At 73.1% G+C, this 22,043-nt stretch carries 18 protein-coding genes; 9 read left to right on the plus strand and 9 right to left on the minus strand.

What is annotated here, in order from left to right; translation table 11 throughout:
- Positions 1 to 29 precede the first annotated feature (29 nt).
- Positions 30 to 1,208, minus strand: a complete 1,179-nt coding sequence (locus QCD66_RS19195; RefSeq protein WP_375736835.1) for an argininosuccinate synthase domain-containing protein — start codon at positions 1,206 to 1,208, stop codon at positions 30 to 32.
- A gap of 211 nt (positions 1,209 to 1,419) precedes the next feature.
- Here QCD66_RS19195 and QCD66_RS19200 point away from each other — a divergent pair, with 211 nt between their 5' ends.
- Both QCD66_RS19200 and QCD66_RS19205 read left to right on the plus strand, forming a co-directional pair.
- Positions 1,420 to 4,542 (plus strand): non-ribosomal peptide synthetase, encoded by a 3,123-nt coding sequence (locus tag QCD66_RS19200; protein WP_407566710.1) that lies wholly within the window; start codon positions 1,420 to 1,422, stop codon positions 4,540 to 4,542.
- Between the two features lie 70 nt (positions 4,543 to 4,612).
- Entirely contained in the window at positions 4,613 to 5,236 is a 624-nt protein-coding gene (locus tag QCD66_RS19205) for a LysE family translocator (RefSeq protein ID WP_364206290.1), read from the plus strand.
- Between the two features lie 9 nt (positions 5,237 to 5,245).
- On the opposite strand, the gene QCD66_RS19210 is transcribed toward QCD66_RS19205, so the two are convergent.
- Positions 5,246 to 6,016, minus strand: coding sequence for an enoyl-CoA hydratase/isomerase family protein (locus QCD66_RS19210; RefSeq protein ID WP_357537308.1), 771 nt, complete (start codon positions 6,014 to 6,016; stop codon positions 5,246 to 5,248).
- A gap of 173 nt (positions 6,017 to 6,189) precedes the next feature.
- Between QCD66_RS19210 and QCD66_RS19215 the strand changes: the two genes are divergently transcribed.
- On the plus strand, positions 6,190 to 7,362 hold the full coding sequence (locus tag QCD66_RS19215; RefSeq protein ID WP_375736836.1) for a glycosyltransferase family 4 protein: 1,173 nt from the start codon (positions 6,190 to 6,192) through the stop codon (positions 7,360 to 7,362).
- Positions 7,355 to 8,530, plus strand: coding sequence for a glycosyltransferase family 9 protein (locus tag QCD66_RS19220; RefSeq protein ID WP_407566711.1), 1,176 nt, complete (start codon positions 7,355 to 7,357; stop codon positions 8,528 to 8,530). Before QCD66_RS19215 ends, QCD66_RS19220 begins: the two co-directional genes overlap by 8 nt.
- On the opposite strand, the gene QCD66_RS19225 is transcribed toward QCD66_RS19220, so the two are convergent.
- Positions 8,440 to 9,087, minus strand: a complete 648-nt coding sequence (locus QCD66_RS19225; protein ID WP_375735388.1) for a hypothetical protein — start codon at positions 9,085 to 9,087, stop codon at positions 8,440 to 8,442. The genes QCD66_RS19220 and QCD66_RS19225 overlap by 91 nt on opposite strands.
- 50 nt (positions 9,088 to 9,137) lie before the next feature.
- On the minus strand, positions 9,138 to 9,908 hold the full coding sequence (locus QCD66_RS19230; protein WP_364206303.1) for a TetR/AcrR family transcriptional regulator: 771 nt from the start codon (positions 9,906 to 9,908) through the stop codon (positions 9,138 to 9,140).
- Positions 9,909 to 10,013: 105 nt separating this feature from the next.
- On the opposite strand from QCD66_RS19230, the gene QCD66_RS19235 reads away from it, so the two are divergent.
- Entirely contained in the window at positions 10,014 to 11,021 is a 1,008-nt protein-coding gene (locus QCD66_RS19235; RefSeq protein ID WP_375735387.1) for an ATP-binding cassette domain-containing protein, read from the plus strand.
- Positions 11,018 to 11,794, plus strand: coding sequence for an ABC transporter permease (locus tag QCD66_RS19240; protein WP_375735386.1), 777 nt, complete (start codon positions 11,018 to 11,020; stop codon positions 11,792 to 11,794). Before QCD66_RS19235 ends, QCD66_RS19240 begins: the two co-directional genes overlap by 4 nt.
- A 22-nt stretch (positions 11,795 to 11,816) precedes the next feature.
- Here the strand turns inward: QCD66_RS19240 and QCD66_RS19245 are convergent, their stop codons facing one another.
- Positions 11,817 to 12,422 (minus strand): hypothetical protein, encoded by a 606-nt coding sequence (locus QCD66_RS19245; RefSeq protein ID WP_375735385.1) that lies wholly within the window; start codon positions 12,420 to 12,422, stop codon positions 11,817 to 11,819.
- Positions 12,423 to 12,457: 35 nt separating this feature from the next.
- Between QCD66_RS19245 and QCD66_RS19250 the strand changes: the two genes are divergently transcribed.
- Together QCD66_RS19250 and QCD66_RS19255 are read left to right on the plus strand one after the other, a co-directional pair.
- Entirely contained in the window at positions 12,458 to 13,150 is a 693-nt protein-coding gene (locus tag QCD66_RS19250) for a response regulator transcription factor (protein WP_364206315.1), read from the plus strand.
- Entirely contained in the window at positions 13,147 to 14,496 is a 1,350-nt protein-coding gene (locus QCD66_RS19255; protein WP_375735384.1) for an ATP-binding protein, read from the plus strand. Before QCD66_RS19250 ends, QCD66_RS19255 begins: the two co-directional genes overlap by 4 nt.
- Here QCD66_RS19255 and QCD66_RS19260 read toward each other — a convergent pair.
- From QCD66_RS19260 to QCD66_RS19270, 3 genes are all read right to left on the minus strand, one after another.
- Positions 14,490 to 14,936 (minus strand): response regulator, encoded by a 447-nt coding sequence (locus QCD66_RS19260; protein WP_357537327.1) that lies wholly within the window; start codon positions 14,934 to 14,936, stop codon positions 14,490 to 14,492. The two genes, QCD66_RS19255 and QCD66_RS19260, sit on opposite strands and share 7 nt — an antisense overlap.
- 13 nt (positions 14,937 to 14,949) lie before the next feature.
- Positions 14,950 to 15,261 carry an STAS domain-containing protein gene (locus QCD66_RS19265; protein WP_357537329.1) on the minus strand — a complete coding sequence of 104 codons (312 nt, stop codon included), beginning with the start codon at positions 15,259 to 15,261 and terminating at the stop codon, positions 14,950 to 14,952.
- 120 nt (positions 15,262 to 15,381) lie between these two features.
- Entirely contained in the window at positions 15,382 to 16,248 is an 867-nt protein-coding gene (locus tag QCD66_RS19270) for an ATP-grasp domain-containing protein (protein ID WP_375735383.1), read from the minus strand.
- 462 nt (positions 16,249 to 16,710) lie between these two features.
- Between QCD66_RS19270 and QCD66_RS19275 the strand changes: the two genes are divergently transcribed.
- Complete coding sequence (locus QCD66_RS19275; protein ID WP_375735382.1) at positions 16,711 to 21,009, plus strand: discoidin domain-containing protein; 4,299 nt, start codon at positions 16,711 to 16,713, stop codon at positions 21,007 to 21,009.
- A gap of 66 nt (positions 21,010 to 21,075) precedes the next feature.
- On the opposite strand, the gene QCD66_RS19280 is transcribed toward QCD66_RS19275, so the two are convergent.
- Positions 21,076 to 22,038, minus strand: coding sequence for a quinone oxidoreductase (locus QCD66_RS19280; protein ID WP_375735381.1), 963 nt, complete (start codon positions 22,036 to 22,038; stop codon positions 21,076 to 21,078).
- Positions 22,039 to 22,043 lie beyond the last annotated feature (5 nt).

Here is a 22,043-nt window from a genome sequence, read left to right on the forward strand (position 1 = left end):
GTTTCCGGGGGTCGCCCGGTGAGAGGTTGTCAGGCGGCGGCCGGGGCGAGGTTCCGCCACTGGTGGCCGCCGGTGCCGAACCGGGTCTGCCGGTCGGCGTCGCCGCCGGGGGTGTGCACCCCGGCCGCGGTGACGGCACCGCCGCGCAGGGTCAGCTCGACGGTGGCGCTGACCGATCCGGTCAGCGCGTCGAGGGCGGCCCGGGCCGCGGCGGCGACCGGGTCGCGGTAGCGGGCCTCGTAGACCGCGGCGCCGAGGGCGCCGGCGAGCTGCTCGTAGAGGGTGCGGGAGTAGGGGTCGAGGGTGACCTCGAGCGCCTTGTGCCAGGCGACGTCGAGCACCTCCAGGCCGGGAGCCTCGTAGACGCCGCGGCAGCGGGTGCCGATGATGCGGCGCTCGACGACGTCGCGCAGCCAGCTCCCGTGCGTCGCGCCGAGGGTGTTGGCGGCGGTCAGCACGGCGACCGGGTCGGGCCCCTGGCCGTCGACGTCGGTGACCCGGCCGGCCTCGATGGTGACCGTGACGGATCCGCCGTCGGCCGGCGCGTCGGCGGGCCAGGCGCTCCAGCGCGGGGCGAGGGTCTTCGGGGCGACCGGGGTGGCGAGGTCTTCGAGCTCGGTCGACTCGTGCGAGGCGCCGGCCAGGTTGGCGTCGGTGGAGCGGTCGGCGTCGCTGCCGGGGTCGAGCCACAGGCCGGCGCCGGTGACGGCGGCGTACATGGCGGCGCGGTTCGGGAACCGGGCCAGCGCGGCCGGGTCGATCCAGGGCGCGTAGACGCCGAGGTCGGGGGCGAGCCGGGCGCCGTAGCGGGCGAAGCGGCGCTGGTCGTTGCCGCCGCCGACGCAGCCGTGGGCGAGCACGGTGCGGCCGTCGGCCCGCAGCACGGGTGCGAGCCGCTCGACCAGGACCAGCCGGGACGCGCCGGTGGTGTTCCAGTAGCCGCCGTCGTGGCGGGCCTGGTAGCGCAGCAGGTCGAGGCCGAGTTCGGCCATCGCCGGGCGCAGGTCGACGAGGGTGGCCGGAAGGCCGGCGCCGCGCAGCGAGTCGACGAGGGCGGCGAGGTCGTCCGGACCGCCCTGGCCGATGTCGGCGACGTAGTGATGGGCGTCGACGCCCCGCTCGCGCAGCCAGAGCCCGAGCGCGAGGCTGGACAGCCCTCCGCCCTGGACGACGCCCACCCGCTGGGCGGCGAGATCCTCGATGATCACAGCCGGACGCCTCCGCACTTCGAGCTGACAAATAGGACACGCGTCAGGGCGTGCCGGAATCACTGCTGCGCCACGCTAACAGCGCCATAGCCGGATGTCAATATTGCAATCAACATAGATACATATCTACTGTTCGAAGGTCCGCGCCGCCCATCATCAGCGATAGCACGTGCCACCTAGAGGACATTTAACAATAGCCGAGGTATGAGGCATGGATGTTCATTTGCCCGATACGCCTTACGAGGGCGTACTGCGCTCGGGAATTGGCACAAAACGCGACTTCCCCGGCCACCTGACCGTCCTTGACCTGTTCGAACAGCAGGTCACCACGAATCCCGACCGGATCGCGGTCCGCTACCGGGACCTACAACTGACCTTCCGTGAAATTAACAACATTGCCAACCTATATTCACAACGACTGGACCGAATCAGCGTTCGCCACGGCGACCTCGTCCCACTGTTCATCGCCGACGGACCCGACTTCGTCGCCGGTCTACTCGCGACAGTCAAACTCGGCGCAGCATTCGTTCCAATCGATCCAGGTTGGCCGATAGAACGGCTCGAGGTCATCTTTTCGCAGTTGGCCCCCCGGGCCGTACTGGCGGTCCCGCCGACCCTCGACCCGCTGCGCGCGCTCGACCTCGGCGACCGGACCGTCCTGCTCGACCACGAGGGCGTCACCCCGGCCGGCGAGCCGCTGCGCACCCTCGACGCCGAGCGGCCGGACGTGCCCCGCCCCGCCCCGCACGACCTGATCTACGGCTATTTCACCTCAGGTTCCACCGGCACCCCGAAATGCGCGCTGAACCGGCACCGCGGTCTGGTCAACCGGCTCACCGCGATGTCCGGCCACTTCGGCGACGGCCGGGAACAGATCGTCCTGCAGAACAGCCGGCCCACCTTCGACTCCTCGATGTGGCAGATCCTGTGGCCGATGGTCACCGGCGGCACCGTCGTCCTGCCCGACCGCGACGGCATCCTCGACCTCGAGGGCACCTGCCGCACCATCGGCCGCTACGGCGTCACCATCACCGACTTCGTACCGTCGGTGCTCAGCGCGCTGGTCACGCTGATCGAGGTCCGCCCCGACCTGCGGGCCGAACTCGCCCCGCTGCGCCGGATGCTGGTCGGCGGCGAGGCGGCCACCCTGCCCGTACTGAGCCGCCTCCAGCAGCTCGTGCCGCACCTGCGGATCACCAACACGTACGGTCCGACCGAGTGCTCGATCGGGTCGGTCTTCCACGACATCGGACCGGACCACGATCCGGTCCCGCTCGGCCGGCCGATCCCCAACACCGCCGCCGTCGTCCTCGACGACCAGCTCCGCCCGGTCGCCCCCGGCGTCAGCGGCGAGATCTGGATCGGCGGCGAGTGCGTCGGCGCCGGCTACCTGCGCGACCCGGCCCGTACCGACCAGGTCTTCGTGCCCAACCCGTTCCCCCAGATCACCGGGCCGCTGATCTACCGCACCGGCGACCTCGGCCACGTCACCGCGGACGGCCTGCTGATGTTCGGCGGCCGGCGCGACGACCAGGTCAAGATCGGCGGGGTACGGGTCGAGCTGGCCGAGATCGAGCGGGCGCTACGCGAGCACGAGACGGTCCGCGACGCGGTCGTGGTGGCCCGTGGCGACCAGGACAGCCGGGCCCTGGTCGCGTACGTGACCCTGCGCGCCGGCGAGCCCCCGGTCGACACCGCCGAACTGCTGCTCAGCGCCGGCAAGCACCTGCCTGCCGAGACCGTCCCGAAACGACTCACCATCCTCGACCGGATGCCGCTGACCCCCAACGGCAAGGTGGACCGGCGCGCGCTGTCGCTACGGGCCGACGCGGACACCGAGGCGCCCGACCTGCCGTACACCCCGCCCGGGTCGCCCGAGGAGGAACTGGTCGCCGCGGTCTGGCGCGAGGTGCTGGGCCGCGACCGGGTGTCGGTCACCGAACGGTTCGCCGACCAGGGCGGCACCTCCCTGCTCACGCACCGGCTCGGCGCGCTGCTGGGCGTACGGCTCGGCCGGCCCGTCGCGATCGCCGACCTGCTCGCCGCCGACACCGTCCGGGCCCAGGCCGAACTCGTCGCCGGCGGGGCACCGGTCCGCGCGCAACTGGACCCGGCCGCGCTGGCCCGCGACGCGCTGCCCGACCCGCCGCCGGCCACCGGCCTGCCCAGGCCGCCGGACCGGTCGCGGCGGCTGCTGGTCACCGGGGTGACCGGGTTCGTCGGCGCGCACCTGCTCGCCGACCTGCTCGGCCGGCCCGACGTCGACCTGACCTGCCTGGTCCGCGCCCGCGACGACGAGGCGGCCCGGCACCGGCTGACCGCCGCGCTGCGTGACTACGGGCTGTTCGACGCGCTCGCCCACGCCGAGAAGGCGTTCGCCGAGGACCGGCTGCGGGTGCTCGCCGGCGACCTGGCCACGCCCGGGCTCGGCCTGGCGCCGGAGGCGTTCGACCGGATCGCCGAGCGGACCGACGGCATCGTCCACGCCGGCGCGCTGGTCAACTTCCTGCACGACTACGCCGACCACCGGGCCCCCAACGTGCTCGGCACGCGGGAGCTGCTGCGGCTGGCGGCCCGCGGGCGGGGCTGCCGGGTGCACGCGGTGTCGACGTTCTCCGCGCTCGCCGCCGGGCACGTTCCGGACGCCGCCGGCCGGTTCGACGAGGACCAGGCACCGGTGCCGGAACTGCTGCCGTCCGACGGCTACAGCCAGTCCAAGTACGTGATGGAGCAACTGCTGGACAACGCCCGGGCGCAGGGGCTGGACTCGGTCGTCTACCGGCTGGGCGAGGTCTGGCCGTCGCGGCGCACCGGGGTGGCCAACCCGGCGTCACTGGCCCAGTCGCTGGTCTACGCGTGTGCCCGTACCGGGATCGTCTTCCCGACCTCGGCGGTGATCGACCACCTGCCGGCCGACCTGATCGGCCGCTTCCTGGCCGAGGCCGCCTGCGGCCGGCGGCCCGGCGGCGACCGGGTCCACCTGCTGCGGCCGGTGTCGCTGCGCTTCGGCGACCTCTTCGACCGGCTGGTCGAACGCACCGGCGCCCGGTGGGGCGGCTACGCGCTGTTCCACGAGCGGCTGACCGATCTGGTCGAGCGGCACGGCGCCGACCAGCGGCTGGTCCGGGTGGCCATGCTGCTGCCCGCGCCGGACGGCGACGGCGACGAGACGCCGGCCGCCGTGGACACACTTTTCACCGACAGTTCGGGTAGGTTCACGGTGCGCCGGGCCGACGACCACGCCGCCACCGGCGTCACGCTGCTCACCGGTTCGCCGCTGGACGATCTCACCGCGTTCGTCGAGGGGCTGGCCGACGAGGTGATACATCGATAACATCACCCGCCGGCCGCCGGCACAGCGCCGCGCGTCCGCCCGACCCGCCCAGTGAAACGGTGTTCAACTCATGCCCATCGACCCCGGGGTCCTGGCAATCTTCGTCGTCGCCATCGTCGTCATCTGCCTGACCCCGGGGCCGGACATGATCTACGTGCTGGCGCACGCGATCAGTCAGGGGCCGATGGCCGGGGTCGTCGCGTCGGCGGGCATGGCGGTCGGCATGCTCGTGCACACCCTCGCCGTCACCCTGGGGCTGGCCACCCTGATGGCGGCGGCACCCGTGCTCTTCGACATCATCAAATGGGCCGGCGCGGCCTACCTGGTCTACATCGGAATCAGGTCCTGGATCGACAGCGGCAAGCCCCCGGTGGTGGGTGACCGCCCCCGGGTCCCGCTGCGTACGGTGCTCTGGCGGGCCACCGTCACCAACCTGCTCAACCCCAAGATCGTGCTGTTCTACCTGGCGTTCCTGCCCCAGTTCGTCGACCGCGAGCGGGGCGGCACCGGCGTGCAGCTGCTGGTGCTCGGCCTGCTGTTCGTCATCGTCGGCTTCGTCATCGACGCGCTGATCGCGCTGGTCGCCGGCAAGGCGAGCGCGTTCCTGCTGCGCCGCAGGCAGGTCGACAAGCTGCTCAACCGCATCGCCGGCACGGTCTTCCTCGCGCTGGCCGCCCGGCTGGTCATCACCTGAGGCCGGCCGTCACCCGGCCGCCCGCCGGTGGGTCACCACCTCGTGGCCGTTCTCACCGGCGGGCAGCAGCGCCAGGCTGAGCGCGCCCAGGTAGGAGTCGGCCGCCGACGCCTCGAAGCGCGGACCGGCCAGCCGCGCCGCCCGCTTGATCATGGAACGGCCCACCGGCGACACCCCGAGCAGCCGGTCGGTCAGCACCGCCGCCGTCACCGCCAGCCGCTCGGCCGGCACCACCTCGGTCACCAGGTCGTAGCGCAGCATCCCGGCCGGCTCGATCCGGTCGCCGAGCAGCAGCCAGCGCTTGGCCCGGTCGGCACCGACCAGGTCGGCGAGGATCGCCATCCCGCTCCACGTGAGCGGGGCGCCGAAGGTCACCTCCGGGAAGGTGAAGAAGCAGGTGTCGGCGGCGACCCGCAGGTCGCTGGCCAGCCCGAGCACCGCCCCCGCCCCGCTCGCCGGCCCGTTGAAGGCCGTCACCGTCGTCTGCTCCAGGCGGAACCACCGCTCCACCAGCTCGGCGGTGCGCCGCTGCACGTGCATCGTGGTGGCCACGTCCAGCGTCGCCAGCGCGTCGAGGTCGGTGCCGCCGCAGAACTCGGTGCCGGCGCCGGTGAGCACCACCACCTCCACCCGGGAGTCCCGGCCCAGTTCGTGCAACACCTCCTCGAAGCGACCGAGCATCGCCAGATCGAAGCTGTTGCGGCGCGCGGGACGGTTGAGGATGACGCTGGCCAGCCTCCCGTCACGTCGCAGTGTCACCGAGTCGTCCGGTCCGTTCACGTGGTCTCCGAGGTCCGTTGGTGCGCGGCCCACCCAGGCTGCCGCGTCGCCAACGTACGCCAGTACATCGAGTAGCGCGACCACCGAGGCGGCCCTGTCGGAGGTTCGGCGCGTCCCCGGGGTGGTTTGCCGGGCCCCGGTACGGGAAGCCGGCGCCGGTGGACGGGGGTGGCGTGCGACCGGTCCGGGTGGCGATGGTGTGCGGGGCGGGCGACCCGACCCTCGACGGGGTCGCCGACTACACCCGCCGGCTCGAGGTGGCCCTGCGCGAGGTCGACGTGCACGTGTCGCGGGTGTCCGTCGCACCGGGCCGGGCCGGGGGCTGGCTCGGCGCCGTACGGGGGGCCGCGAGGAGTGTCCGCCGGCTGGCCCCGGATCTGGTGCACGTGCAGTTCGCCCCGTCGGCGTTCCGGTTCTCCGGCCGCCCCGGCCTGCTGCTGCCGCCGCTGCTCCCCCGTTCGGTCCCGCTGGTGACGACCCTGCACGAGTACGGCTCGTGGGCGGCGCCGTCGTGGCTGCCCGACCGGGTGTGGCGGCGGCTGGAGCGCGCCGCCCGGGTCGACCGGGAGAGCGGGCGGCTGGTGCCCGGCAGCGAGCTGGTGCTGGTCACCAACGACGCGCACGCGGCGGTGGTGACCGAGCGGACCGGCCGCCGCCCGCTGCGGGTGCCGGTGCCGGCGAACGTCGACGACCACGGTGCGGCGACCGGTGCCCGGCGCCGGTTCCGCCGCCGGCTGGGGCTTCCCGCCGACACCGTACTGCTGGTGTTCTTCGGGTTCGTGCATCCGGTCAAGGGGGTGCGCTACCTGCTGGAGGCGCTGCCCCGGCTGCGGGCCCGGCATCCGGCGCTGCACCTGGCGGTGGTCGGCGGCTTCACGTCGCGGGCGTTGCCGGAGCCGCAGGCCGACGCCTTCCGGGCCGAGTTGGCCGGGATCGCGGCCGCGCACGGCGTCGGCGACGCGGTCACGTTCACCGGCTACCTGCCGGCGCCGGAGGTGTCGGAGGCGCTGCACGCGGCGGACGGCGCCGTACTGCCGTTCTGCGAGGGGGTGACGACCAAGAGCGGGGCGCTGGTGGCGGCGCTGGCGCACGGGCTGCCGACGGCGGTCACCACGGCGCCGGCGGGTGACCCGGACCTGGTCGACGGCGTGACGGTGGCGGTTATCGACCGGCGGCGGGACGCGGCCGCGGTGGCCCGCGCCACCGACCGGCTGCTGTCCGATCCGGCGCTGCGCGGGCGGCTGGCCCGCGCCGGGCGGCTGGTGGCGACCCGCCGTTCCTGGCCGGGCATCGCCGCGGCGCACCGGGCCGCGTACGAGCGTCTGCTGGGGGTCGGCGATGACTGAGCCGTACCGGGAGATCCTGGTCGTCGACCTGCTCGGCGGGCTCGGCGACCTGGTGATGCTGCTCCCGGCGGTGCACGCCCTGGCCCGGCGGCATCCGGCGGCGGCGCTGCGGGTGCTGACCCACGAACCGGGCGGCGACCTGCTGCGCGGCGACCCGGCGGTCACCGAAGTGATCACTATCGGTCAGGGGCACTCCGGGGCCGAGCGGGCCGCGGTGGTCGACGCGCTGGCGCTGCACCGGCCCGACCTGGCGGTGACGACCACCCGGTACGACGCCATCCCCGCCCTGCTCGAGGACGGTGCCGGGCGGGCGGTGACCGACCTGTGGCGCCGGCCGCCGCCGGACCAGCCGGTCGGCGAGCGCTACCTGCGGATCCTGTACGCCGAGGGGCTGATCGACGCCGCCGACGTCGGTGCCCGCCCCCGCCTGCGGCTACGCCCCGAGGAACTCGACGCCGGCGAGCTGATGATGGCGTCGTGGCTGCCCCGGGAGAACCGCCGGCCGCCGGTGCTGCTCGTGGTCGACGCCGGGATGGGGGTCAAGCGCTGGCCGCGGCGGCACTGGCAGGCACTGGTGCGGCTGCTGCGCCACGACGGTTACCCGGTGCTCGCGGTCGGCGGCCCGGACGGCCGGCCGCCGCCGTGCCCGCTGCTGCCCCGGACCGGCCTGCGCCGGCTGGCCGCGCTGTTCGCCGCCGCCGGCCGGCGCGGCGGGGTGGTCGTCGGCGCCGACACCGGACCGGTGCGGGTGGCGGCAGCGGCCGGGGCCGGCACGGTGGCCCTGTTCGGCCCGACCGACGCCCGCCGGTACGGCCTGGCCGCCGCCGCCCCGGTGGCGGCCGGCACGGGGGCGCCGGCCAACCCCGCGCGAACCGGCCCGGCGTCGCCCGGCGGCCTGTCGGTCGACCTGCAGGGCCGGCCGGACTGCCCGCACCGGCAGCCGACCACGATCAGCGAGCAGAGCTGCTGGTGGACCGCGGACTGCCCGCTGTCGCCGGCCGGGCCGGCGTGCATGGCCGACATCGACCCCGGCACGGTCGCCGCCGCGGTCCGCCGGGCGGCCGGGCCGGACCGGGGTCAGGCCCGGCCCGGCCGTCCGGCGGACTCGGTCTCCCAGGGCACCGGGCGCAGGTGGCTCGCCCCGATCAGCCGGCAGTGGTTCCAGTAGTCGTCGTCGGTCGCGTCCATGTCGTCGAGCAGGAGGCGGGCCGGCGGGAACGGCCGGGCCGGGCCGAGCTGGGCCAGATCGGCCAGCCGGTCCCGGTCGGCGGTGGCGTCGCCCGACCCGTCGAGGCTGGCCAGTGCCAGCCGGAGCTTGTCGTAGTAGCCCTCCTCGTCGCCCTCGAGGACGGCGATCTCCTCCAGCTCGATGGTGACGTGGTCGCCCTCGCCGGCCCGTACGCCGGCACCGAGCAGCGCGGCGTATGCCGCCAGCGGCTCGCCGAACAGCCGTTCCAACACCGGCACCGCCGCGTCGAGCTGGGTCAGGGCCCGCTCGACCGGGGCGACCGGCGCGGTGGCCACCACCTTCTCGGTGTGCCTGCCCTCGGTCACCTCGAAGGTCTCGGTCCGCAGGTCGGCGGCGCGGAACATGGCCAGCCACAGCAACGGTACGCAGTTGACGTCGGCGGCCACGGTGTTCAGCTTCGGGTCGTAGTCGGACTTGGCGAAGGCGGGATAGATGCTCGGGTAGGTGCTCACGCACAGGTATGACCGGTTCGACACGCCGGCCAGGCTAGCGGTGCGGGTGCGACACGGCGGCCGCAGCGCCGCCCTCAGCCGGCGGCCGGCTCGCGCTCGCGGGCGTCGACCAGGGCGGCGATGCCGTCGAGGATGCGCTGGAGGCCGAACTCCGACTCCTCGTCGGAGTATCCCCCGGCGTCGTCGAAGCTTCCGGCGGTGGTGATCCGGGACAGTTCCGGATACCGCCGCGCGTCGACGAGCAGGCGCAGCATCTGCCCGTACGACGGGGGCGGGCCGCCCTCCTGCGCGGCGGCGGCGGTCGCCGCCCGGACGAGGTCGATCCGCAGTTGCGCCTCGTTACGTACGAAGCCGCTGAGCAGTTGCATGACGGCGACCCGTTCGTAGTCCTCCAGTCGGGTCGGGGCGAGGATCTGCAGGCCGCTCTCCAGCCAGGACAGTTGGACCGGGCCGAGCGGCGGGCCGCTGATCGGGACCTGCAGGAACCACGGGTGCTGCTCGTATCCGGCCATGAGCGCCCGCGCCCAGCCGGCGAGGCCGGCCCGCCAGCCCTGTTCGGCCGGTGGCGGTGCGGGCGGCGATCCCATCGCGGTCTCGGCCATCAGGGCGAGCAGTTCGTCCTTGCTGGCGACGTACCGGTAGAGCGACATCGTGGTGAACCCGACCTCTTCGGCGACCCGGCTCATCGACACCGCCGCGAGTCCCTCGCGGTCGGCGATCTCGACGGCGGCGGCCACGATGCGCTCCAGGCTGAGCCCGGGTTTGGGACCGCGGCGGGGCCGCTCGCGCCGCCCCCAGAGCAGTTCGAGGGTCGGCGGCAGCTCGGTCATGGCGTTGTCGTCCATCGTCACCCGCGTCGGTCGGTCGGCACTTGACCCCCATCCTAAAACTGCGTATAACCTACACAGATACGTGTACGACATACACAGTTTCGCTCCTGAGAGGTTGCCATGACCGACGACCCGATCATCCGGGCCAGCGGGATCACGAAGTCCTTCGGAAAGTTCACCGCGCTTCGCGGCGTCGACCTCGCCGTCGCCCGGGGCAGCATCCACGCCCTGCTCGGCCCCAACGGGGCGGGCAAGACGACGATGGTCCGGATCCTGAGCACCCTGCTGCGCCCCGACGGCGGCGACGCGACCGTCGCCGGCCACGACCTGCTGCGCCACCCCGACCGGGTACGCGCCTCGATCAGCCTCACCGGCCAGTACGCCGCCGTCGACGAACTGCTCACCGGCGAGGAGAACCTGGTGATGATGGGCCGGCTCGGGCGCCTCGGCGGCCGGGCCGCCCGGCGGCGCGCCGTCGAACTGCTGGAACGCTTCGACCTCACCGACGCCCGGCGGCGGATCGTCCGCACCTACTCCGGCGGGATGCGCCGCCGGCTCGACCTCGCCGCGAGCCTGGTCACCGAACCGCCGCTGATCTTCCTCGACGAGCCGACCACCGGCCTCGACCCGCGCAGCCGCCAGGCGATGTGGGACATGGTCCGCGAACTCGCCGCCACCGCCGTCACCGTGCTGCTGACCACCCAGTACCTGGAGGAGGCCGACCGGCTCGCCGACCGGATCACTCTGGTCGACGGCGGCCGGGTGATCGCCGAGGGCACCGCCGAACAGCTCAAGGCGCAGGTCGGTGACGAGCGGGTGGAGCTGCGGCTGGCCGGCCTGGACGACTTCGACCGGGCCGTACGCGACCTCGGCGACCGGGCCGTACGCCCCGACCGCGACAGCCGCACCGTGAGCGTGCCCACCGACGGCACCGCCGCCCAACTCCGCGCCCTGCTCGACACGATGGCGGCCCGGGACGTCGCCGTCACCCGGGTGGAACTGCACCGCCCGACCCTCGACGACGCGTTCCTGGCCCTGACCGGCACCGCCACCGCCGGGCCGACCCCCGCCACCGCCCCGGCCCGGACCGGCGGCGGCGCATCCACCGCCGTGAAGGAGAACCGATGAGCACCCACGCCCGCCTCTACTGGGCGGCCAGCGACTCGCTGGTCATGATCGGGCGCAGCCTGCGGCACACCGTACGCAGTGTCGACACGCTGCTGCTCGGCGCGTTCCTGCCGACCATGCTGATGCTGATGTTCGTGCACATCTTCGGCGGCGCGATCGACACCGGCACCGCCTACGTCACGTACGTGGTGCCCGGGGTGATCCTGCTCTGCGCCGGCTACGGGTCGGCCAACACCGCGGTCGCCGTCGCGGCCGACATGGTCAACGGCATCGTCGACCGGTTCCGGTCGCTGCCCATCCTCAGCTCCTCGGTGCTGACCGGCCACGTCGTCGCCAGCGTCACCCGCAACCTGTTCGCCACCGTGCTGGTGCTGGCGGTGGCGTTCGCGTCCGGCTTCCGGCCCACCGCCGGGCCGCTGGAATGGCTGGCCGCGATCGGGCTGCTGGTGCTGTTCATGCTCGCGATGTCCTGGGTGTCGGTCTTCCTCGGCATGCTCGCCGGCTCGGTCGAGTCGGCCAGCGCGTTCACCTTCGTGGTGCTCTTCCTGCCGTACCTGAGCAGCGGCTTCGTGCCGACCGACACGATGCCGGGGTTCCTGCGCGGGTTCGCCGAGCACCAGCCGATCACGCCGATGATCGAGGCGATCCGGGGGCTGCTGACCGACGTACCGGTCGACAACCCGGTCCCGGCGGCGGTCGCCTGGTTCGGCGGCCTCCTGGTGGTCGGCTACGCCGCGTCCAGCGTCCTCTTCCGACACCGCCGGCCCCGGTAGCCGGCCCGGTAGCCGGACCGGCTCAGGCGTTGTCGGAGACCTCGGCGTACGGTCGGTCGTTCCACCAGATGGCGTCGACGGTGTGGATGCGGTCGCTGGTCCAGAACCGGACGACCAGCCGGTCCGGCTGCCCCTGGAGGGTGTCCATCGTGTACCCCGGACGCGGCGTGGCCGAGACCAGGTGCACCCGCCTGGGCGTCATCCGGATCGTGGTCGTGCCGCCGGGCACGTCGAACTGGCGCAGGTAGGACGTGCTCCCGTCGCGCTCGGTGATCACCGTCCAGCCGTCCACGGTGGCCGCGGGCGCGGTGGTACGCACCACCGTCGGCTCCGGCGACCGGGAGCCGGACGGGCGCGGCGTCGGGGTGCCCGGACCGGTCGCGGTGGGGGTGGCCGGTCCGGGCGACGCGGTGCCGGTCGGCGGCGTGACCGGCACCGGCGGCGTCGGGGTGGGCGGCGCGGTCACCCCGTCGCCGGCACCGCGCAGCGCGGCGCCGGTCTCGACCTCGACCCGGTCGGGTACGGCGGTCCGCAGCACCGGTTGGAGGCCGAGCCAGACCAGCCCGGCGCTGAGCGCGGTGGCCGTCGCCCACGCCGCGAACCGGCCCACCGCCCGCCATCCACCCATGCCGCCCATCTTGTCAACGTCGGTACGGTGCCACCATGCCCCTCGTGCTCCTGGTCGAAGACGACCCGGCGATCCGGCGCGCGCTGACCCACGCGCTGTCCGAGGCCGGTTACGCGGTCTGCCCGGTGGACAGTGCCCTCGCGGCGCTGCGTGAGGTGACCGCCCGGCCACCGGCGGTCGTCATCCTCGACCTGGGACTGCCCGACATGGACGGTGCCGACGCCCTCGTCATGATCCGGGCGGTCAGCGACGTGCCGATCATCGTGGCGACGGCCCGGCGCGGCGAGAACGACGTGATCAGGCTGCTCAACGCCGGCGCCGACGACTACGTGACCAAGCCGTTCTCGGCCGCGCACGTGCAGGCCCGGATCGCGGCGGTGCTGCGCCGGGGCCGGCCGGTGCCGGCCGGGTCGGAGCTGCCGCCGCCGGTCGAGGTGGGGCCGCTGCGGCTGGACCCGAACACCCGCACCGCGACCCTGCACGGGCAGCCGCTGCCGCTGGCCCGCAAGGAGTTCGACCTGCTGACGTACCTCGGCGAGCGGGCCGGCCGGGTGGTGCCGCGCGACGAGTTGTTCGTCAACGTGTGGCGGCAGCCGTTCGTCGGCGGCGACCAGACCCTCGACGCGCACATCTCGCTGCTGCGCCGCAAGCTGGGCGAGACGGCGGCGCAGCCCCGGCTGCTGCGCACCGTACGTGGCGTGGGGATCATGCTCGTCGGTCCGTCGTGAGGTCGGCGCTGGTCCGCGGCGCGCTCGCGGCGACGTCGATGGTGGCGCTGGCGTTCCTGCTGCCGCTGGCCCTGCTGGCGCAGCAGATCGCACACGACCGGGCGCTGGCCGACGCCCGGCAGCAGGCCACCGCGATCGTCGCCGCGATCGCGGTCACCGACGACCGGGCGGTGCTGGCCCGCGCCGCCGCCACGACCGCCGCCGGCGCCGACGACCGGCTGGTCCTGCACCTGCCGGACCAGCAACCGGTCGGCACGCCCCGGGCCGCGACCGCCGACGTGGCCCTGGTCCGCGACCGCCGCCACCCGGTGACCGCGCACGTCCCGGGCGGGCTCGCCTACCTGCAGCCGACGGCGCTCGACGGCGGCCGGACCGCGGTCGTCGAGGTGTTCGTGCCGACGGCCGACCTGCGGCGCGGGGTCGGCACGGCGTGGCTGGCGATGGCCGGGCTGGCCGCGGTCCTGGTGGCCGGATCGGTGGCGCTCGCCGACCGGCTCGGCGCCCGGGTCGTGACCGCGGCCCGCGAACTGTCCGGCGCCGCCCGCCGGTTCGGCGCCGAGGACCTGACCACCCGGGTACGCCCCGCGGGCCCGGTCGAGCTGGCCGAGGCGGGTACGGCGTTCAACACGATGGCGGACCGGATCGTGTCGCTGGTCGACGCCGAACGGGAGCGGGCGGCCGACCTGTCGCACCGGCTGCGTACACCGTTGACCGCGTTGCGGCTGGACGCCGACGCGCTACCGCCCGGCGGGGCGGCCGACCGGGTACGCGAGTCGGTCGACGCGCTCGACGCGGAGATCGACGCGATCATCCTCAGCGCCCGCCGGCCGCCGCCCGGCGCGGAACCGGAGGTGACCGACCTGACCGAGGTGCTGGCCGACCGGCTGGCGTTCTGGACGGTGCCGGCGACCCACCAGCGCCGGCGGTGGGAGGTGCGGGGCGGGTCCGAGCCGGTGTGGCTGGCGGCCGGCCGGGCCGACGTCATCGGCGCGGTCGACGCCCTGCTCGGCAACGTCTTCCGGCACACCGCCGCCGGCACGCCGTTCCGGATCACGCTGACCCGCGACGCGCTCACCGTCGAGGACGGCGGGCCGGGGATCGCCGACTCGGCGTCGGCCGTACGGCGCGGGGTCAGCGGGGCCCGGTCGACCGGGCTGGGGCTGGACATCGTGCGCCGGGTCGCCGCCGAGGCGGGCGGGCGGCTGGTCATCGACCGTGGTGACGTGCTGGGTGGGGCGCGGGTGGAGATGTCGTACCGCCCGGTTGCCGCGCCCCCGGCGGACGGCCGGGGGCGGCGGTTCCGCCGGGGTCGGCCGGAGCCGGCGCGCGGCGCGCCGGGTCACTGACGCCGGGGCAGCACCACGATCCGGCCGAAGAACTGGTCGATGTGCCGTACGACCTCGTTGAACTCGTCGAGGTCGATCGGCTTGGTGACGTAGGCGTTGGCCTGGAGCGTGTAGCTGCCGAGGATGTCGTTGTCGGCGCTGGACGTGGTGAGCACGACGATCGGGATGGTCCGAAGGCTCTCGTCGCTCTTGACCTGGGTCAGCACCTGACGGCCGTCCATCCGGGGCATGTTGAGGTCCAGCAGGATCATGTCCGGCCGCTGGGCGTCGTGGTGGCGGCCCTCGCGGCGCAGGAACTCCATGGCCTCCTCGCCGTCGCCGACGATGTCGATGGTCTTGTCGATACCGGAGTCCGCCAGCGCCTCCTCGATCATCAGCACGTCGCCGGCGTCGTCGTCGACGACGAGAATCCGGACGGGGGTGGCGGGGGCTTCGACCATCGTTGCTACCTGCCTAGTGTTCGTAGTTGAGGACCTCGACCAGCCCGGTGACCCGCAGGACCCGCTCGACCGGACCGGTGAAGCCGGTCAGCCGCAGCCAGCCGCCACGTGCGGCGCACTCGTTGTCGCCCCGGACGAAGCTGGCCATGCCGGCGGAGTCGCAGAACGCCAACCCCTCCAGATCGAGAAGGATGTGGTGCCGACCGTCGCCCAGCAGTTCGTCGACACCGGAGTTGAGCACGGGCACGGTGGCCATGTCCAGTTCGCCGGACAGGCGCAGTACGGCCGTGCCGTCGGACTCACCGCGCGTGATGGCCAGCGTCAAGACCGCTCTCCCTCGTCCCGATAGTTGCTGTGGGGCAAGCGTACGCGCCGCCGACCACCGCATCGACGGGCGGTCGGCCTGCCGTACGCCCGGGTGGCCGGTGGCCCGGTTCGACGCCGGCTAGCGGGCGGCGGGCCGCAGGGCGGCGAGCAGGTCGGCCGGGTCGGTGCCGGCCGGGCGGTCGCTGACCTGGCCGTCGCCGAGTTCGACGACCCGCCACCGGCCGTCGTCGCGCAGGACCAGGTCGGCTGTGACGAACGGCAGCCGGAGGGCGGCGACCAGCGGCGCGACCTCGGACAGGTCGACGTCCGCCGGCACCGGCCGGCCCGGGGTGTCCGGGTGGGCGGTGACCAGCGCCGGCCGCCCGTCGACCCACCAGGTGCGCACCTCGGCCGAGACGAACCGCTCGAAGCGGCGCAGCACCAGCCCGCCGACGAACTCGTCGTCGCGCAGTTCCAGGAACCGGGACGCGACCCGCCACGCGGCGTCGGCGTCGGCGACGTCGGCGATGTAGGCCGCCTCGTCGAAGTGGTGCTTCATCGACTTGGTGTAGTCGCGCAGCACCGCCGGACCGGACCCGAACGCGGCGCGGGCCCGGTCGAAGCCGGCCCGGTCGGCGCCGGTGGTCCAGACCGAGTACGGCGTGACGTCGGCCAGGTCGGCGTACCAGCCGGGCAACTCGTGTGCCCGGCGGTACTGCTCCGGCGTGGTGCGCAGGGCGATGTCCCGCTCGCGCAGCACGGCGGCGAGGGCGGCGTACCGTCCGGCGCGCAGCATCCAGCCCCGGTAGAAGGCGGCGCCGGTCGCGGTGGTGCGGGCCACGGTACGGACGGGCGCCGGCCCTTCGGGGTCGGCGGGCCGGGCCAGCGCGTCGTGGTCGACGAGGACGACGTCGAAGCCCAGGTCGCGGGCTGCCGCCGCCTCGGCGGCGAAGTGTTCGTCGGGTCGGCGCGGGCGCATCGGGTCGGCGGGCAGCAGCAGGATCACCGGCACATCGTGCCGCAGGAAGGCCACCGGGCCGGGCCGGCGGGACTTCGATCGTGACGTATCACCATGAATCGCCGCCACGGTCCGGCCAGGACTACATCCATCGACTTCAACCGTTGACGCGACCGTCGCGCGTCTGAAACATTTGGCCGACCCTCCGCAAAATTGCGGCAAGGACATGTTTGACATCGAACTTCTGTCCGCAACTTCTGGACAGGCTCACCATCCATGTTCACGTCCGTTCAGGACCGTCACCGGGAGGCCCGCGATGACGAACCCGCCGCGCGACCGGGGCCCACCGTGGGCACCGCCCCCGACACCACGTGGCACTCCCCCGGCCGCCACGATCCGCGCCACGGCGAACCGCATCAGACGGTCGGCCCGACCGGCGACGCCCGGCCACCACCCGACCAGGTCCCGGCTCCTCGCACACCCCCGAGACCATGAGAGCTTGAGGAACGAATGAGAAGGAAACATGCAGCGTGGCGGCTGATCGCGGCGGCGCTCGCGACCGGGCTCGCCGTGTCGGCGGCACCGGCCCTGCCGGCCGCGGCGGCCGGCGGCCCCAACCTGGCGGCGGGAAAGGCGGCCACGGCCAGCAGTTCCAACGCCGAGCACACCGCCAACCGGATCAACGACGGTAACCCGGGCACCTACTGGGAGAGCGCCAACAACGCCTTCCCGCAGTGGGCCCAGATCGACCTGGGCACCAGCACCGGCATCGACCAGGTGGTGCTCAAGCTCCCGGCGGGGTGGGAGAGCCGGACGCAGACCCTGGCCGTGCAGGGCAGCCCGGACGGGACCAGCTTCGCCACCATCGTCGGCTCGACCGGGTACGCCTTCACCCCCGCCAACGGCAACACGGTGACGATCGACTTCCCGGCGACCAGCACCCGCTTCGTACGGCTGCACGTCACCGCCAACACCGGGTGGCCGGCCGCGCAGATCGCCGAACTGGAGGTCTACGGCGCCACCACCGGCGGCAGCGGCAACCTGGCCCAGGGCCGGCCGCTGACATCGAGCAGCAGCAACGCGCCGTACGGGCCGGGCAACGCCGGTGACGGCAACCAGGCCAGCTACTGGGAGAGCGCGAACAACGCCTTCCCGCAGTGGCTCCGCGTCGACCTCGGCGCCGCCGTCGCCGTCAACCGGGCCGTGCTCAAGCTGCCGGCCGGCTGGGAGACCCGCACCCAGACGCTGAGCGTGCAGGGCAGCACCGACGGCAGCACCTTCAGCACCGTGTCCGCGTCGGCCGGGCGGGTCTTCAACCCGGCGGCCAACAACACCGTGACAATCGACTTCAACACCACCACGGTGCGCTACCTGCGGGTGCACGTGACGGCCAACAACGTGTGGCCGGCCGCGCAACTGTCGGAGTTCGAGGTCTACGGCCCGACGACCGGGGACACCCAGCCGCCGTCCGCCCCGACGAACCTCGCCTTCACCCAGCCGGCCACCGGCCAGATCCGGCTGGCCTGGAACGCCGCCACCGACAACGTCGGCGTCACCGGCTACGACATCTACGCCAACGGCACCCTGCGCACCAGCGTCGCCGGCAACGTACTGACCTACACCGACAACCAGCCGGCCAGCGCGACGGTCTCGTACTATGTACGGGCCAAGGACGCCGCCGGCAACCAGTCGACGAACAGCAACACCGTCACCCGTACCGGGTCGACCGGGGACACGCAGGCGCCGACCGCGCCGACGAACCTCGCCTACACCCAGCCCGCCACCGGACAGATCCGGCTCACCTGGAACGCCGCCACCGACAACGTCGGCGTCACCGGCTACGACATCTACGCCAACGGCAGCCTGCGTGGCAGTGTGGCCGGCAACGTGCTGGCGTACACCGACAACCAGCCCGCCAGCGCCACCGTCTCCTACCACGTACGGGCCAAGGACGCCGCCGGCAACCAGTCGGCCAACAGCAACACCGTCACCCGCACCGGCAGCAACCCGCCCGGGTCGAACCTGGCGGTCGGCAAGCCGATCACCGCGTCGTCCACCGTGCACGTGTTCAACGCCGCCAACGCCAACGACGACGACGTGAACACCTACTGGGAGGGTGCCCCCGGCGCCTACCCGAGCACGCTGACCGTCTCGCTCGGCGCCAACGCCAGCATCACCGCGGTCGTGCTCAAGCTCAGCCCGTCCACGGCGTGGGGCACCCGGACCCAGACGTTGCAGGTGCTGGGCCGGGAGCAGAGCTCCTCGTCGTTCACCAGCCTGGTCGCGTCGGCGCCGTACACCTTCAACCCGGCGTCGAGCAACATCGTGACGATCCCGGTCTCGGCCACCGCCGCCGACGTCCGGCTCCAGTTCACCGCGAACAGCGGGTCGTCGAACGGTCAGGTCGCCGAGTTGCAGGTGATCGGCACACCGGCGCCGAACCCGGACCTGACGATCACCGGCATCACGGCCTCGCCGGCGTCGCCGGTCGAGACCGACGCGGTGACGCTGTCCGCCACCGTCCGCAACGCGGGCACCGCGGCGGCCGGCGCCACGAACGTCAACTTCTACCTGGGTACGACCCGGGTCGGCACCGCCGCGGTCGGCGGGCTCGCCGCCGGGGCACAGACCACCGTGACGGCCAACATCGGCGCCCGCAACGCCGGCACGTACCAGGTCGTCGGCCGGGTCGACGAGGCCAACACGATCGTCGAGCAGAACGACGCGAACAACGAGTTCACCAGCCCGACGCCGCTGACGGTCCGGCCGGTCGACAGCTCCGACCTGGTCGCCGGCGCGGTGACCTGGTCACCGGGCACCCCGTCGGCCGGCAACACGGTCAACTTCTCGGTGACGATCAGGAACCAGGGCACGGTCGCCTCGACCGGCGGCGCGCACGGCATCACGCTGACCGTGCTCAACGACGCCGGCACCGCCGTACGCACCCTCACCGGCTCGTACACCGGCACGATCGCCGCCGGTGCCACCACCGCGCCGGTGAACCTGGGCACCTGGACGGCGGCCAACGGCCGGCACACCGTCCGGGTGGTGCTCGCCGCCGACGGCAACGAACTGCCGGTCAAGCGGGAGAACAACACCAGCGAGCAGGCCCTGTTCGTCGGCCGCGGCGCCAACCTCCCGTACGACATGTACGAGGCGGAGGACGGCACGGTCGGCGGCGGCGCGCAGATCGTCGGCCCGAACCGGACCATCGGCGACATCGCCGGCGAGGCGTCCGGCCGGCGCGCGGTGACGCTGAACAGCACCGGCTCCTACGTGCAGTGGACCACCAGGGCGGCGACGAACACCCTGGTCGCCCGGGTCTCGATCCCGGACGCGCCCGGCGGCGGCGGGATCAACTCGACGCTGAACATCTACGTCAACGGCACCTTCCACAAGGCGCTCAACGTGACCTCGAAGTACTCGTGGCTCTACGGCAACGAGGCGGCCCCGGGCAACTCCCCCGGTGCCGGCGGCCCGCGCCACATCTACGACGAGGCCAACGTGATGCTGAACTCGACGATCCCGGCCGGCAGCACCATCCGCCTGCAGAAGGACCCGGCGAACAGCACCACGTACGCCGTCGACTTCGTCAACACCGAGCTGGTGTCGCCGCGGGCCAACCCGAACCCGGCCCGGTACGCGGTGCCGACCGGCTTCACCCACTCCGACGTGCAGAACGCCCTGGACCGGGTGCGGATGGACACCACCGGCAACCTCGAGGGCGTCTACCTGCCGGCGGGCACGTACGAGACCGCGCAGAAGTTCCAGATCTACGGCAAGCCGGTCAAGGTCGTCGGCGCGGGCATCTGGTACACGAGGTTCCAGACGCCGACCAGCCAGGAGAACACCGACGCCGGCTTCGGGGTGCAGTCCTCGGCCAGCGGGTCGTCCTTCTCGCACCTGGCGTTCTTCGGCAACTACGTGTCGCGTATCGACGGGCCCGGCAAGGTCTGGGGCGAGTTGAAGGACGTCGACAACATGACGATCGACAACGTCTGGGTCGAGCACACCGTGTGCGCGTACTGGGGCGTGAGCGTCAGCGGCCTGACCATCAAGGACAGCCGGTTCCGCAACACGTTCGCCGACGCGGTCAACCTGACCAACGGCAGCACCAACAACACCATCACCAACTCCGAGGGCCGGGGCAACGGCGACGACGCGTTCGCGCTGTTCTCCGCCGTCGACCAGGGCGGTGGGGGCGCCAACAACGGCAACGTGTTCGAGAACCTGAACGCCACCCTGACCTGGCGGGCCGCCGGCGTCGCGGTGTACGGCGGTTACAACAACACGTTCCGCAACCTCTACATCGCGGACATGCTGACGTACTCCGGGCTGACCATCAGCTCGCTGGACTTCGGGTACGCGTTCGTCGGGTTCGGGCCTGGTCTGACCCACTTCCAGAACATCTCGCTGATCCGGGCGGGTGGCCATTTCTGGGGTCAGCAGACCTTCGGCGCGATCTGGATGTTCTCCGCTTCGAAGGAGTTCCGCGGCATCCGGGTCTCCGATGTGGACATCGTCGATCCGACGTACTCCGGCATCATGTTCCAGACCAAGTACAACGGCAGCCAGCCGGAGAACCCGATCACCGACACCGTGCTGACCAACATCTCCATCTCCGGGGCGCAGAAGAGCGGTGACGCGTTCGACGCCAAGTCCGGGTTCGGCCTGTGGGCCAACGAGATGCCCGAACCGGGTCAGGGGCCGGCGGTCGGCTCGGTGACCTTCAACAACCTGCGGTTCAGCAACAACCACACCAACATCAGGAACACCACGAGCACGTTCACCATCAACATCAACCCGTAACCGCGCGGTCGATGGGTGCCGCCGGGAGGACGCCCCTCCCGGCGGCACCGTCGTGTCCGGGCCCGGCTACGGGATCAGCAGGAGCTTGCCGGTGGTCCGGCGGGACTCGAGGTCGGTGTGGGCGCGGGCCGCCTCGGTCAGCGGGTAGCGGCCGCCGATCGTGATCCGCAGCGACCCGTCCGCGATCCGCCGGAACAGGTCGTCGGTCCGGGTGACGAGTTCGTCGCGGGTCGCCACGAAACTGCCCAGCGTCGGGCGGGTCACGTAGAGCGATCCGCCGGCGGCGAGGCGGGACAGGTCGAACGGCGGCACCGGGCCGCTGGACTGGCCGTACAGGACCAGCGTGCCGCGCCGGCGCAGGCTGGCCAGGCTCGCGTCGAAGGTGGCCTGCCCGACGCTGTCGTAGACGGCCGGGACGCCCGCTCCCCCGGTCAGCTCCCGAACCCGGTCGGGGAACTCGTCGTACCCGACGGTCCACTCGGCGCCCGCGTCGGCGGCCAGCCGGCGCTTGTCCTCGGTGGACGCCGTGGCGACGACCCGGCCGCCGAGCGCGGTGGCGAGCTGGGTGAGCAGCAGCCCGACGCCACCGGCGGCGGCGTGCACCAGCACGATGTCGCCGGGCCGCGGCGGGTAGGCGTCGAAGACCAGGTAGTGGGCGGTCAGCCCCTGCAGCAGGGCGGCGGCGGCGACCTCGTCGTCGACACCGTCCGGGACCGGTACGACCCGGTCGGCCGGGGCGAGCGCGTACCCGGCGTAGGCGCCGGCGAAGTCGGCTCCGGCGACCCGGTCACCGACCGCGGGTGTGGTCACGCCGGCACCGACCGCGACGACCGTACCGGCGCCCTCGCTGCCCGGGGTGAACGGAAGCGGCATCGGGTAGAGCCCGGTGCGGTGGTAGACCTCGATGTAGTTGACGCCGACGGCGGCGAGCCGGACAAGCACCTCACCAGGGCCCGGCTCGGGCGGGTCGAGGCGCTGCGGGGTCAGCACCCCGGCGTCACCGGTCCGCGAGACCCGGATCACGTCCATCGTCA

This window comes from Polymorphospora sp. A560 (genome assembly GCF_045781765.1).
Taxonomy (GTDB): domain Bacteria; phylum Actinomycetota; class Actinomycetes; order Mycobacteriales; family Micromonosporaceae; genus Polymorphospora; species Polymorphospora lycopeni.